We start from the raw sequence: 13,978 nt of genomic DNA on the forward strand, positions 1-13,978 counted from the left end.
GCCGTGCCGGGCGCCCTTTTCGAGGGGCGGCGCGACAGCGACGGGACGGGGTGAAGCGTATGCAGCGGCTCAGCGGTGCCGCGTACCCCCCAACCGGGGTACTGGTACTTTCATGACCAGGCCGACTGGGGTTTTACCGGGGTCGTGGGCGGGTAGTGAACGGTGCGCAGCCCGAAGCGTTCCTGCGCCTGCTGGCGGTAGGCGCTGGGCGTCATGCCCTTGTGCTGCAGGAAGCGGCGGTTGAAGTTGGCGATGTTGAAGAAGCCGACCTCGTAGCAGATGTCGCTCACGAGGCGGTCCGAGGTCTGCAGCATCTGGCAGGCCTTGGCGATGCGCAGCCGGGTCACGAACTCGGTGAAGGTGCTGCCCATCTGGCGGTGGAAGTAGCGCGAGAAGCTGCTCTCGGCCATGTTCGCGATGGCGCTGACCGAGGCCAGCGAGATCTCCTCGGCCAGGTGCTCGTCGAGGTGGTCGAGCACGCGGCGCATGCGCGTGCTGGTGGCGGGGTCGCCGTCGGAGGGCTCGTCCTCGCTCGAGATCAGGCGCCAGTCCTCCCAGCGCGCGAGCTCGTGCAGCAGGCCGATGAACTCCGCCAGCCGCGCCATGCCCTCGTGCGCCTGCACGCGCTGGAAGCGCTCGCGCGCCACTTCGCCGATGCCGAAGAACTCGATGCCGCGGCGCGCGCGGTCGAGCATCGGCAGCACGGCGTCGATCTCGGGGAACAGCGCCGAGCCCCTGCGCAGCGGCTCCTCGCGGAAGTGGATCACCATGCTGCGGTCGGCGATGCCCTCGGCCGGCACGTCGTCGGAGATCCAGGTGTGCGGCAGCCGCGAACCCACCAGCGCCACGTAGCCGGGCTCGAAGCGGCCGATGTGGTTGCCCACGAAGGCCTGGCCGGTGGTGCGGTTGATGATCTGCAGCTCGTACTCGTCGTGGTAGTGCCAGCAGTCGAAGGGCCAGGGCACGCCGTGCTGCAGGCAGCGCACGGTGCCGCCGCCCGCGGGCTCGAAGCCCAGGCGCGGGTCGCGCAGCAGTTCGTGTTCGAGTTCGGGTTTGCGGGCGGCGCGCTGGGGTCGGTTCATCGTTCGTTGTCTCCCTGGAATCAGGGCCGCCAACCGGATGCCGCGACCGCGGCGCCCTTTCCCCGGGGGATCAGGCGCCGGCGACCTTCATGCGGTTGACCAGCAGCGAGCCCGTCGTCTTGGCGCCGAAAGTGTAAGCATCGGCCCCGATGGCTTCAATCCCCATCAGCATGTCCTTGAGGTTGCCGGCGATGGTGATCTCCTCCACCGGGAACGCGATGCGGCCCTTCTCGACCCAGAAGCCGCTGGCGCCGCGCGAGTAGTCGCCGGTCACATAGTTCACGCCCTGCCCCATCAGCTCGATGACGAACAGGCCGGTGCCCAGCTTCTGCAGCATCGCGTCGAGGTCGTCGCCGGCCTGCGTCAGGCGCGAGCTCAGCACCAGGTTGTGCGAGCCGCCGGCATTGCCGGTGGTCTTCATGCCGAGCTTGCGCGCCGAGTAGGTCGAGAGGAAATAGCCCTCGAGCCGGCCCGCGTCGACCACCTTGCGCGCCCGCGTGACCACGCCCTCGTCGTCGAAGGGCGAGCTGCCCTTGCCGCGCAGCACGTGCGGGTCTTCGCTGACGTCGACGTGCGAGGGCAGCACGGGCTTGCCGAGCGAGTCGAGCAGGAAGGTGCTCTTGCGGTAGAGCGCGCCGCCGCTGGTGGCCTGCACCAGCCCGCCGAGCAGGCCCGCGGCCAGCGGCGACTCGAACAGCACCGGGCATTCCACCGTCTTGATCTTGCGCGACTTCAGCCGGCTCAGCGCGCGCTCGGCGGCATAGCGGCCCACGGCCTGCGGGCTCGCGAGCTCGTCGGCCGAGCGCATCGAGCTGTACCAGGCGTCGCGCTGCATGTTGTCGCCCTTGCCGGCGATCGGCGCCACCGAGATCGAGTGGCGCGAACTCGCGTAGCCGCCGCGGAAACCGTGGGTGTGGGCGCTGAAGAAGTGGCTCTGCTGGGCCGAGACGCCCGCGCCCTCGCTGTTGGTGATGCGCTTGTCGGTCGACAGCGCGGCCGCCTCGCACTCGAGCGCCAGCTTGGCGGCCTGCTCGCTCGTGACCTCCCAGGGGTGGAACAGGTCGAGGTCGGGATGCTCCTTGGCGATGTCGGCCTCGTCGGGCAGGCCGCTGACCGGGTCCTCGGCCGTGAAGCGCGCGATGTCGTAGGCCGCCTGCACGGTCTGCGCGATGGCCGCCTCGGAGAAGTCGGAGGTGCTGGCATTGCCGCGCCGGTGGCCGACGTAGACGGTGATGCCCAGCGACTTGTCGCGGTTGCGCTCGACGTTCTCGAGTTCGCCCTTGCGCACCGAGACGCTGAGGCCACAGCCTTCGGAGGCTTCGGCCCCCGCGTTGGTGGCCCCCAGCTTCTTGGCATGCGCCAGGGCCGAATCGACCAGGTTTTCGAAGAAGGAGCGGCTGTAGGCGAAGCCGGAGTCGGCGCGCGAGGAAGAGGTCGTCATGTGGGTGGCTATGATACTTGCGCCCCCCGTTTCCCGTTTGGCAGCGTTTTCCCCTCGCTCCCGCCGCGTTGCACCGCCGCGCGGCGCGGCACAGAATCCATCCCCATGTCCCGCAAACCCAAAAAAGGCTACTTCGTCCGCGGCCAGTTCGTCGCCGAAGGCAGCGAACTCGACCTGGAGCTCAAGCGCGAGCTCAAAGGCACCGATGACGCCAGCCGCACCGACCTCAAGCGCGAGAGCGCCGAATTGCAGAAGCTCGGCGAGGAGCTCATGACCCTGCGCGCCGCGCTGTTCGACGCGCTGCCGCTCGACGAGAAGCTGGTCGAGGCGATCCGCGAGGCCAAACGCATCACCAACTTCGAGGGCAAGCGCCGCCAGATGCAGTTCATCGGCAAGCTGATGCGCAAGCTCGACGAGCCCACCGTCGAGGCGATCCGTGCCGCGCTGGCCGAGCAGGCCAGCGGGCCGGCCGCCGAGACCGCGCTGCTGCACGAGGCCGAGCGCTGGCGCGACCGCCTGATCGCCGACGACGATGCGCTCGGCGGCTGGATCGAGACCCACCCGGCCACCGATGCCCAGCAGCTGCGCGCCCTCGTGCGCCAGGCGCGCAAGGACATCAAGGCCGGCCCGGCCGGCGAGGCGCCGCGCCAGGGCAAGGCCTACCGCGAGGTGTTCCAGCTCGTGCGCGAGCAGCTCGCGGTGCATGGCGGCGACGACCATGCGGCGGCGGCGGCGGAACAGGGCCGGGAGGAAGATGCATGAGCGGACCCGATCCAGTACGCATCGGCATCGTCTCGATCAGCGACCGCGCCTCGAGCGGCGCCTACGAGGACAAGGGCCTGCCCGCGCTGCAGGACTGGCTGCGCCGCGCGCTCCGCAATCCGATCGACTTCGAGCCCCGGTTGATCCCCGACGAAGCCCCCGGCATCAGCGCCGCGCTGATCGAGCTGGTCGACGCCGGCTGCTCGCTGGTGCTGACCACCGGCGGCACCGGCCCCGCGCTGCGCGACGTGACGCCCGAGGCCACGCTGGCCGTGGCCCACAAGGAGATGCCGGGCTTCGGCGAGCAGATGCGCCAGATCAGCCTGCGCTTCGTGCCGACCGCGATCCTCTCGCGCCAGGTCGCGGTGATCCGCGACCGGAGCCTGATCATCAATCTGCCGGGCCAGCCCAAGTCGATCGCGGAAACGCTCGAAGGCCTGAAGGACGCCGAGGGCCAGCAGCTCGTGCCCGGCATCTTCGCGGCCGTGCCCTACTGCATCGACCTGATCGGCGGGCCCTACCTCGAGACCGACGATTCGGTCTGCAAGGCCTTCCGGCCGAAGTCGGCGATCCGGCCCGCGCGCTGAAGCTTCAGGGCTGGGCCGCCGCGCTCCGGGCCTCGACCTCCTTGAGGCAGGCCTGCACCGCGGCATTCGACGCCTGCTCGTAGCAGCGCGAGGCGGCCGCGCGCAACTGCTTGTGCTGCTCGCGGCGCTGCTGCGCGGCGTCGAGCTGCCAGGTCATGAGCCATTGCATGGCCAGCGCCAGCACGATGCCGAAGCCGATGGCGGCGCCGACCAGCGTCGAGCGCCAGGTCCTCGTGGAGGGAGCGGAATCCGCGGGCGCCGATGCCGCGTCGAAGGCCATCGGCGAATGCGCGGATGGGCTGGCCTTGCGGCGGCGCGGCGCGCGGGCGGCGGCCTCGATGGCGGGCGAATAAGACTGGCGGTGGCTGCGGCTCATCGGTCCTGTGTGCTGTGATTCGCGGCGGATTGTGCGCCATCCGCCAGGCGCGAACCGATCAGCTTCCGAAGCCGTGCGTCGCCCCCGCCTGTTCGCAGGGCACGCGCTCGGCCTGCACGGTCGAATGGTGGATGTCGAAGCGCTCGGCCAGCAGCGCGCGCAGCCGCTGCACCAGCGGTGCCAGGTCGTCGACCCCGGCCGCGCTCACCACGTGCACGCTGAGGCTCACCTTGCCGCTGGACAGCGCCCACACGTGCAGGTCGTGCAGGCTGGCCACGCCCTCGCTCGCGCGCAGCGCGCGCTCGACCTCGGGCAGGTCGACCTCGTCGGGCACGCCCTCGAGCAGCACGTTGAGGCTCTCGCGCAGCAGGCGCCAGGTGCGCGGCAGCACCCACAGGCCGATCGCCACCGCGATCAGCGAATCGACCCAGGCCCAGCCGGTGAAGCGGATCACCAGCGCGCCGACGATCACGCCCACCGAGCCCAGCATGTCGGCCCATACCTCGAGGTAGGCGCCCTTGACGTTGAGGCTCCTGTCCTTGTCGCCGGCCAGCAGGCGCATGCCGACCAGGTTGACGACCAGCCCGCCCGCGGCCACCAGCAGCATCAGGGTCGACTGGATCTCGGCCGGCGCCGCGATGCGCCGCCAGGCTTCGTACAGCACGTAGATCGCCACCAGGAACAGCAGCACCGCGTTGAGCAGCGCCGCAAGGATCTCGAAGCGGTGGTAGCCGAAGGTGCGGCGCCGGTCGGCGGGACGCTGGCCGATGCGGATGGCGGCCAGCGAGATCGCCAGCGCCACCGTGTCGGTGAACATGTGGGCGGCATCGGACAGCAGCGCGAGGCTGCCCGAGACCAGCCCGCCGACCACCTCCGCCACGAGGTAGGCCGAGGTCAGCAGCAAGGCCCAGCGCAGCGCCTTCTCGTTGGCGCCCGCGCCGTGCGAATGCTCATGGGCCATGGGATGCCTGCGGTTCGGGGTCGATGGGCGCGCCCTGCTCCCGTTCGCGGATCTCCTCCTCGGTCTCGTCCTCGTCGCGCCGGTGCGCGATCCGGTAGAGCAGCGGCAGCACCAGCAGCGTGAGCGCGGTCGAGGACAGGATCCCGCCGATCACCACCGTGGCCAACGGCCGCTGCACCTCGGCGCCGGTGCCGGTGGCGATGGCCATCGGCACGAAGCCCAGCGAGGCCACCAGCGCGGTCATCAGCACCGGCCGCAGCCGCGTCAGCGCGCCCTCGCGGATCGCGGCGTCGAGCGGCAGGCCGCCCTCGCGCAGGTTGCGGATGAACGACAGCATCACCAGCCCGTTGAGCACCGCCACGCCCGACAGCGCGATGAAGCCCACCGCGGCCGAGATCGACAGCGGGATGTCGCGCAGCCACAGCGCCACGATGCCGCCGGTGAGCGCGAACGGGATGCCGGTGAAGACCAGCAGGCCGTCCTTGAGGTTGCCGAACATCGCGAACAGCAGCACGAACACCAGGAGCAGCGACACCGGCACCACGATCTGCAGCCGCTGGGTGGCCGACTCGAGGTTCTCGTACTGGCCGCCCCAGTCGGTCCAGTAGCCCACGGGAATGCGCACCGACTGCATCGCCTGCTCGGCCTCGGCCACGAAGGAGCCGAGGTCGCGCCCGCGCACGTTGGCGCTGACCACGATGCGGCGCTTGCCGTCCTCGCGGCTGACCTGGTTGGGGCCGGGCGCGAGCGACAAGGTGGCGACCTCGCCGAGCGGGATGAAGCTCAGCCGCTGGCCCTCGGGCGCGGCACCCGTGGCGCCCTGCACCGTGCCGCCGGCGATGCCCGCGGGCGCCGCCGTGCCGCGCGGCAGCGCGATCGGCAGCCGCTGGATCGCCTCCAGGTCGGTGCGCAGGTTCTCGGGCAGGCGCACCACGATGCCGAAGCGCCGGTCGCCGTCGAACAGGGTGCCCGCCTCGCGGCCGCCGACCGCGATCGACACCGCGTCCTGCACGTCGCCCACGTTGAGGCCGTAGCGCGCGGTCTTGCCGCGGTCGATCTCCACCGTGAGCATCGGCAGGCCCGTGGTCTGCTCGACCTTGACCTCGGCCGCGCCGCCGATGCCGTTGAGCACGCCCGCCACCTGCGCGGCGGTCTTCTCGAGCACCGCCATGTCGTCGCCGAAGATCTTCACCGCCACGTCGCTGCGCACGCCCGAGATCAGCTCGTTGAAGCGCAGCTGGATCGGCTGCGAGAACTCGTAGTTGTTGCCCGGCAGCTGCTCGACCTCCTCCTGCACCGCCACCAGCAGTTCGGCGCGGCTGCGCCGGGGCGTGGGCCATTCGCTCTCGGGCTTGAGCATGATGTAGCCGTCGGAGATGTTCGGCGGCATCGGGTCGGAAGCGATCTCGGCCGTGCCGGTGCGCGCGAACACGCGCTCGATCTCGGGGAACTTGGCCTTCAGCGTGCGCTCGAGCTGCTGCTGCATCTCGACCGACTGCGTGAGGCTGGTGCCCGGGATGCGCAGCGCCTGGATCGCGAAGTCGCCCTCGCTGAGGCTGGGCACGAACTCCGTGCCCAGGCGCGTGGCCAGCAGGCCCGAGAGCACCACGGCCACCGAGGCCAGCGTGATCACCAGCGGCTTGGCGTTCATCACGCGCGCCAAGAGCGGCTCGTAGGCGCGGCGCGCCCAGGTCATCAGCCGGTTCTCCTTCTCGCCGACCTTGCTGCCGATGAACAGCGCCACGGCCGCCGGGATGAAGGTGATCGACAGGATCATCGCGCCCAGGAGCGCGATCACCACCGTGAAGGCCATCGGGTGGAACAGCTTTCCCTCGACGCCGGTGAGCGCGAAGATCGGCAGGTACACGATCATGATGATCAGCTGGCCGAACAAGAGCGGCCGGCGCGCCTCCTGCGAGGCCGCGAAGACCTCGTGGAAGCGCTCGCTGCGCGTGAGCGGCCGGCCCTTGTGGGCCTGCGCATGGGCCAGGCGTCGCACGCAGTTCTCCACGATCACCACCGCGCCGTCGATGATGATGCCGAAGTCGAGCGCGCCCAGGCTCATGAGGTTGGCGCTGATGCGCTGGTTCACCATGCCGGTGAAGGTGAACAGCATCGACAGCGGGATCACCAGCGCGGTGATGATGGCCGCGCGGATGTTGCCGAGGAACAGGAACAGGATCGCGATCACCAGCACCGCGCCCTCGAGCAGGTTCTTCTTCACCGTGGCGATGGCCTTGTCGACCAGCACCGTGCGGTCGTACACCGTCACCGCCTTCACGCCCTCGGGCAGGGTGCGGTTGATCTCCTGCATCTTGCGGTCGACCGCCTGCGAGACGCTGCGGCTGTTCTCGCCGATCAGCATGAACACCGTGCCCAGCACCACCTCGCGGCCGTTGTCGGTGGCCGCGCCCGTGCGCAGCTCCTGGCCGATGCCGACCTGCGCCACGTCGGACACGCGCAGCGGCACGCCCTGCGCGTTGCCGAGGATCACGTTGCCGATGTCCTCGGCCGACTTCACCTGGCCCGGCGCGCGGATCAGGTACTGCTCGCCGCGCTTCTCGATGTAGCCCGCGCCCACGTTGGCGTTGTTGCGCTCGAGGGCGGTCACGATGTCGGTCATCGTGAGGCCGTGCGCGAGCAGCTTGGCGGGATCGGGCGCGATCTGGAACTCCTTGGCGTAGCCACCGATGGAGTTGATCTCGGTCACGCCCGGCACGTTGCGCAGCTGCGGCTTGATGATCCAGTCCTGGATCTCGCGCAGGTCGGTGGAGCTGTAGGGCTGGCCGTCGGGCCGCTTCGCGCCCTCCTCCGTCTCCACGGTCCAGAGGTAGATCTCGCCCAGGCCGGTGGAGATCGGCCCCACCACCGGCGAGATCCCCTCGGGCATCTTCTCGCGCGCCGACTGGATGCGCTCGTTGACGAGCTGGCGCGCGAAGTAGATATCGGTGCCGTCCTTGAAGATCACCGTCACCTGCGACAGGCCGTAGCGCGACAGCGAGCGCGTCTGCTGCAGGCCCGGCAGGCCGGCCATCACGGTCTCGATCGGATAGGTCACGCGCTGCTCGGTCTCGAGCGGTGAGTAGCCGGGCGCGGCGGTGTTGATCTGCACCTGCACGTTGGTGATGTCGGGCACCGCGTCGATGGGCAGCTTCTGGTAGCTGAACACGCCGAGCGCGGCCATGCCCAGCACCGCGAGCAGCACCAGCCAGCGCTGCTCGATGGCGAATCGGATCACACGTTCGAACATCGTGCGCCCTCAGTGGGTGTGGGTCGCGGAGGCCTTGCCCTGCTGCGACTTGACGACGAAGCTGCCCGCGGCGGCATAGGGCTGGTCCGGCTTCAGGCCGCCGGTGATCTCGATGCGCCGGCCGTCGCTGCGACCGGTCTGCACGGCCTGCGGCATGAAGCCGCCGGGCACGCGCAGGAACACGGTGGGCTTGTCCTCCACGCTCTGCACCGCCTCGGCCGATACCGTGACCGGCGCCTGCAGCTCGGAGGCCACCAGCTCGACGTTGACGAACAGCCCCGGGCGCCACACGCGCTGCGGGTTGGCCAGCGTCACGCGCGCGGTCGCGGTGCGCGTCTGCGCGCCGAGCAGCGCGCCCACGTACGAGACCTTGCCCTGCGCCACCTGGTCGAAGGCGGTGGAGCGGATGTTGACCGTCTCGCCGGTGCGCACCAGCGGCAGGTGCTGCGCGGGCACGCTGATCTCGGCCCAGACGCTGGAGAGGTCGGACACGGTGAAGACGTTGGCGTCCTCCTTGACCGATTCGCCGAGCGAGATGTGCTTCTCGACCACCAGCCCGTCGAACGGCGCGCGCAGCTCGTAGCGGCCCAGCGCGCCGCCGCCCGAACCCGGCACGGCGCCGAGCGCCAGCAGCTTCTGGTTCGCGTTGGCAACCGCGATCTGCGCCTCCTGCATCGCCTGCTGCGCCTGCAGGTAGTCCTGCTGCGGCGAGATCTTCTCCTCCCACAGCTTCTTCTCGCGCTCGTGGGTGCTGCGCGCGAGCTCGAGCCGGCGCTGCGCCGACTGCAGCTCGCTGCGCAGCTCCGACAGCGCCGGGCTCGAGATCACCGCCAGCACCTGGCCGCGCTTGACCTCCTGCCCGAGGTTGGCCGGCACGCTGTCGACCACGCCCGGCACGCGCGGCACCACGTGCGCCGTGCGGTCCTCGTTGAAGCGGATCTCGCCCGGCAGCTGCAGCGCGGTGCGGATGTTCGCGGGGCCGGTGGTCTCGATCGCGATGCCGGCGGCCTGGATCTGGGCCTCGGTGAAGGCGATCCTGCGGTCCTCGTCTTCGTGGCCGCCGGCGGCCTTGGGCTCGGCCTTCGTTTCACCCTTGGCCTCCTCCTTGGCCCCGTGCCCGTGGCCGTCGTCGCCGGCCTTCTTCTCGCCCTTGCCTCCTTCCTCCTCGTGGTGCTCGCCATCGGCATGGCCCTTCGCATGCTCGTGGTCATGGCCGTGGCCCGCGGCTTCCTTGCCGCTCTTCTCGTGATGCTCCTCGTCGGCATGCGCGGCCGATTCGGCATGGCCGCCGCCACCGGACTTGCCGGGCTCGCCGCGCAGGATCAGCGCGCCGATGCCCAGCCCCGCGGCCAGCACGACGGCGATCGCGATCCATTGCTTGCGGCCCACCGCGGACGTGGGGCTCTTGCGTTCTTGTTCGATGCTCATGAAAAAACCTCAGCGGGTGACAGCGGAAGAAGCGGAAGACGGAGTGGTGGCCATGGGGGCCGGTGTGGCGAGGTCGTCGGCCAGGCCCTCGGTGCCGAGCAGCCGGTCGAGCTCGCCCGCGGCGCGGTGCGCCTCGGCCAGCGCCAGCAGGTACTGCGCGCGCACCTGGAACAAGGTGCGCTGCGCATCGAGCGCCTCGAGGAAGCTGAACTTGCCGAGCTCGAAGCCCTTGGTGGCCGCGCGCCAGGCCTCGGCCGCGCCGGGCAGCGCGTCGCGCTGCAGGGTCTGGGCCGTGGCACGCGCCGAGCGCAGCCGTTCGCTCGCCTGCGCCAGGTCGGCGCCCAGCTGCAGTTCGGCCGCGGCGAGCTCGTCGCGCGCCTTCTCCTCGCGGCTCAGGGCCTCGGCGAGGTTGCCGCGGTTGGTGTCGAAGATCGGCAGCGGCACCGACAGGCCCAGCACCACCTGGTCACGGCGCGAGCCGCCGGCACCGCCCTCGGCCTCGGAAGCCGGCACGCGCTTGGCGCCCAGCGACACGGTCACGTCGGGAATGCGCCTGGCGCGCTCCAGCTCGGACAGCGCGCGCCGGCGCTCGACCTCGAGCCTTGCCTGGCGCAGCGCCGGTGCCTCGGCACGGCGCAGCGCCAGCTCCTGCTCGCCCAGGGGCTGCGGCAGGCTGTCGACCGCGCCGTCGACCTGCGTGAAGCGCGGCGCCGGATTGCCCCACAGCGCCGCGAGCTGCTGGCGCGCCGTGCGCAGGGTGCCTTCGGCCTGCATCAGCTCGACGCGGATGCCGGCCTCGGCCACGCGCGAGCGCGTCTCTTCCAGCGGCGAGACCTTGCCGGCCGCCACGCGGTTGGCCGCGGCGCGCGTGGCCGCCTGCGCGAGGCCGACCGAGTCCTGCGCGAGCCGCAGTCGTTCCTGCGCCGACAGCACCTCGAAGAACAGCGTGATCGCGGTGGCGCGCAGATCGGCGCGCTTGGCCGCGAGCGCGGCTTCGGCCTGGTCGCGCGCGCGTTCGGCCGCGCTCACGCGCGCCGCGCGCTTGCCGCCGAGTTCGATCGGCTGGCTCAGTTGGACCGTGGTGGTGCGGTTGTCGCGCCGCGTGTCCTCGAGCGTCACGTCGAGCGTGGGATTGGGCCAGGCACCGGCCTGCAGCAGCGCGCCATCGGTGGCCTCGCGTTCGCGCCGCGCCGCGAACAGGCCCGGGTTGGCCTGGAACGCCAGCGCGAGCGCGCCGCGCAGGGTCAGCGGGCCCGCGGGCTCGAGGCCGGCGGCTGCCTGCGATGAAGAGGTGGAAGTGCCGGCCGCGGCCTGCTGCGCGGGCAGCGAAGGCTCGGCGAAGACCGGGGGTACCGCCAAGGCCAACACGGCCAGCGGCACGAAGAGCGTGCGCATCGGATTCTCCTGGGTTGCAAAACAACGAACGGGAAAATCCGGCGAGAGCTCAGTGCATGAACGGTGTCAGTGCGGAAAGGGTATGAAGGCGTGCTCTCGCCGGATCAGGCGGCGAGAGTCCATGCGGGACGCACGGGCACTTCGGGAATGTGCGAGTCGAAGGACTCGGCGAGCACGGCGCGCGGGCCCTGCGGATCGAATGCGAGGCCGGGCATCACCGCGGGCGCGGTCACCGCGTGCTGCGCATGACCGAAGTGGCACAGGGCGCAATCGCCGATCGCGGGGTTCGGCGCGTTGCCGGCGTCCTTCGACGTGCCGGCGTCGGCGTGGCTGCGATCCTCGGCCGCGTTGCCCGGATGCTCGTGGTGGCCCCAGTGCTGCGTCTGCGCGTCCTGCTCGTGCGCGCAATAGGCGGCCGACATCGCCCAGCTGTACTGGAGCGGAAGCAGGAACACCAGGAAGATCAACAGCCAGCGACGCATGGGAGCGGGAGTATATCGACGGCACTTTCGATGCCGGGCCTCTCAAGACCCCACGGAATGCGGGTGCAGCGCACAGTACGACGCCTCGATGGGCCCTTGTCCGTCATGCGGATTACGAATTTGTAACCCCCTGCGGAGCCCCTGTTTCATTACCATCCGGCGATGCGAATTCTTGTCATCGAGGACGAGCCCAAGCTGGGCGACTACCTCAAGAAGGGCCTGGAGGAGAACGGTTACGTCGTCGACATCGCGCGCGACGGCATCGAAGGCCGCTACCTGGCCACCGAGGGCGACTACGGCCTGATCCTGCTCGACGTGATGCTCCCGGGCATCGACGGATTCGCGGTGCTCAAGGCGATACGCCGCACCAAGAACGTCCCGGTGCTGGTGCTGACCGCGCGCGACAAGGTGGAGGACCGCGTCAACGGCCTGCAGCAGGGCGCCGACGACTACCTGGTCAAGCCCTTCTCGTTCTCGGAACTGCTCGCGCGCATCCAGGCCCTGCTGCGCCGCGGCCAGGCCCAAGACGCCACACTGTTGCGTCTGGCCGACCTGGAACTCGACCTCGCGAGCCGCAAGTGCCAGCGCGCGCGCAAGCGCGTCGACCTGACCTCGAAGGAATTCATGCTGCTGACGGTGCTGCTGCGCCGGCGCGGCCAGATCCTCTCGCGCACCACGCTGGCCGAGCAGGTGTGGGACATGAACTTCGACAGCGACACCAACGTGGTCGAGGTGGCGATCCGTCGGCTGCGCGGCAAGATCGACGATCCCTTCGAGGTGAAGCTGCTGCACACGGTGCGCGGCATGGGCTACGTGCTCGAAGACCGCTCCTGGGCCTGAGGGCCCGAGCATGCGCGCCCCCTCGATACGCCGCCGGCTGTCGCTCTGGTTCGCGGCCCAGACCTTCTTCGGCCTCAGCGTGGTGTGCCTCGCGGTCTACCTCGTCACGGCCTGGAACTTCGGCGCCAAGCAGGACATCGAGATCGCGCACAAGGTAGAGCTGGTGCAGCACCTGCTGGCCGAGAGCGAGAGGGCCGGCGATCTCTCGACCCTGCGGCACAAGCTCAAGGACTTCTTCTCGATGGAGGACGAGTTCAGCCTCTCCATCGTCACGGCCACCGGCGACGTCATCTTCCGCTCCGCGCCGCCGGCCGGCGGGCGCTGGGTGCGCAGCGATCGGCGCATGCCGTGGCGCGCGCCGGGCGCGCAGGCGGGGCCGCTCACGGTCTCGATCGGCATCAGCGTGACCAACGACGCGCGCCTGCTCGAGCGCCTGGCCTGGACCCTGCTGGGCGCGGTGCTGCTGGGCACGGCGCTGGTCTCGCTGACCGGCTTCTGGCTGGTGCGGCGCGGCCTGCGGCCGCTGAAGGCGCTGGCCGAGCGCACCGCGGCGATGGCGCCCGACCGGCCCAACGAGCCGATCGACGCGCTGGCCTTCGCCGAGGAGCTGCAACCCTGGATCACGCAGTTCAACGCACTGCTGTTGCGTGTGCAGCGCGCCTACGTGCAGCTCGAATCCTTCAACGCCGACGTGGCGCACGAGCTGCGCACGCCGCTGGCCAACCTGATCGGATCGACCGAGCTCGCGCTGACCCGGCCGCGCGGCAACGAGGAGTTGCAGGCGGTGCTGGCCTCCAACCTCGAGGAGATCGGCCGCCTCTCGGGCATCGTGACCGACATGCTGTTCCTCTCGCAGGCCGAGCGCGGCGGCGCGACGCGTTCGCGCGCCACCGTGAGCCTGGCGGCGCAGGCGGCCGACGTGATCGACTTCCACGACGCGATGCTCGAGGAGGCCGGGCTGCGGGCTCGCGTCGAAGGCGATGCCAGGGTCGACGTCGATGCCGCACTGGTGCGGCGCGCGCTGTCGAACCTGCTGGGCAATGCCATCCGTTTCGCCGCGCCGGACTCGGCCATCGCGATCGAGATCGGGCCCGACAGCGGCCCCGGGAGCCAGCGCGATGCGATCGCACTGGCACTCGTCAACCGCGGCGCGCCGATCGCGCCCGAGGTGCTGCCGCGCCTGTTCGAGCGCTTCTACCGCGCGGCGCCGGCGCGCGACGGCTCGGCCCGCCACCATGGGCTGGGCCTGTCGATCGTGGAGGCGATCGCACGGATGCATGGCGGCCGCGTGTTCGCATCGAGCCAGGACGGCACCACGCGCATCGGCTTCACGGTGCCAACGCAACCGTGAGGCGCCAGCCTTCGGCCGCCATC

At 70.5% G+C, this 13,978-nt stretch carries 12 protein-coding genes; 4 read left to right on the top strand and 8 right to left on the bottom strand.

The window, feature by feature from the left end; translation table 11 throughout:
• Window positions 1-110: 110 nt before the first annotated feature.
• Window positions 111-1,082, bottom strand: coding sequence for an AraC family transcriptional regulator (locus INQ48_21610; protein QRF55958.1), 972 nt, complete (start codon window positions 1,080-1,082; stop codon window positions 111-113).
• Window positions 1,083-1,152: 70 nt separating this feature from the next.
• The gene (pmbA, locus tag INQ48_21615) at window positions 1,153-2,523 is read right to left on the bottom strand and encodes a metalloprotease PmbA (GenBank protein ID QRF55959.1); all 1,371 of its coding nucleotides are present in this window, start codon (window positions 2,521-2,523) and stop codon (window positions 1,153-1,155) included.
• A gap of 105 nt (window positions 2,524-2,628) precedes the next feature.
• On the opposite strand from pmbA, the gene INQ48_21620 reads away from it, so the two are divergent.
• Both INQ48_21620 and mog read left to right on the top strand, forming a co-directional pair.
• Window positions 2,629-3,285, top strand: a complete 657-nt coding sequence (locus INQ48_21620; protein QRF55960.1) for a DUF615 domain-containing protein — start codon at window positions 2,629-2,631, stop codon at window positions 3,283-3,285.
• On the top strand, window positions 3,282-3,872 hold the full coding sequence (gene mog / locus INQ48_21625) for a molybdopterin adenylyltransferase (GenBank protein QRF55961.1): 591 nt from the start codon (window positions 3,282-3,284) through the stop codon (window positions 3,870-3,872). Before INQ48_21620 ends, mog begins: the two co-directional genes overlap by 4 nt.
• Window positions 3,873-3,876: 4 nt before the next feature.
• Here mog and INQ48_21630 read toward each other — a convergent pair whose 3' ends face one another.
• From INQ48_21630 to INQ48_21655, 6 genes are all read right to left on the bottom strand, one after another.
• Window positions 3,877-4,152: a general secretion pathway protein GspL gene (locus INQ48_21630; GenBank protein QRF60834.1), complete on the bottom strand. Its 276-nt coding sequence runs from the start codon at window positions 4,150-4,152 to the stop codon at window positions 3,877-3,879.
• Between the two features lie 154 nt (window positions 4,153-4,306).
• Complete coding sequence (locus INQ48_21635) at window positions 4,307-5,209, bottom strand: cation transporter (GenBank protein ID QRF55962.1); 903 nt, start codon at window positions 5,207-5,209, stop codon at window positions 4,307-4,309.
• Window positions 5,199-8,459 carry a CusA/CzcA family heavy metal efflux RND transporter gene (locus tag INQ48_21640; GenBank protein QRF55963.1) on the bottom strand — a complete coding sequence of 1,087 codons (3,261 nt, stop codon included), beginning with the start codon at window positions 8,457-8,459 and terminating at the stop codon, window positions 5,199-5,201. The genes INQ48_21635 and INQ48_21640 overlap by 11 nt, the downstream gene beginning before the upstream one ends.
• Window positions 8,460-8,468: 9 nt before the next feature.
• A complete protein-coding gene (locus INQ48_21645; protein QRF55964.1) occupies window positions 8,469-9,887 on the bottom strand; it encodes an efflux RND transporter periplasmic adaptor subunit in 1,419 nt (472 codons plus the stop codon).
• Window positions 9,888-9,896: 9 nt separating this feature from the next.
• Window positions 9,897-11,282: a TolC family protein gene (locus INQ48_21650; GenBank protein QRF55965.1), complete on the bottom strand. Its 1,386-nt coding sequence runs from the start codon at window positions 11,280-11,282 to the stop codon at window positions 9,897-9,899.
• Window positions 11,283-11,386: 104 nt separating this feature from the next.
• Window positions 11,387-11,764, bottom strand: coding sequence for a hypothetical protein (locus INQ48_21655; protein ID QRF55966.1), 378 nt, complete (start codon window positions 11,762-11,764; stop codon window positions 11,387-11,389).
• Between the two features lie 162 nt (window positions 11,765-11,926).
• Here INQ48_21655 and INQ48_21660 point away from each other — a divergent pair, with 162 nt between their 5' ends.
• Window positions 11,927-12,604, top strand: coding sequence for a heavy metal response regulator transcription factor (locus tag INQ48_21660; GenBank protein QRF55967.1), 678 nt, complete (start codon window positions 11,927-11,929; stop codon window positions 12,602-12,604).
• A 10-nt stretch (window positions 12,605-12,614) separates the two neighbouring features.
• Complete coding sequence (locus INQ48_21665) at window positions 12,615-13,955, top strand: heavy metal sensor histidine kinase (GenBank protein QRF55968.1); 1,341 nt, start codon at window positions 12,615-12,617, stop codon at window positions 13,953-13,955.
• Window positions 13,956-13,978 lie beyond the last annotated feature (23 nt).

The sequence above is a fragment of the Variovorax paradoxus genome, from assembly GCA_016806145.1.
Classification (GTDB): Bacteria; Pseudomonadota; Gammaproteobacteria; order Burkholderiales; family Burkholderiaceae_C; genus Variovorax.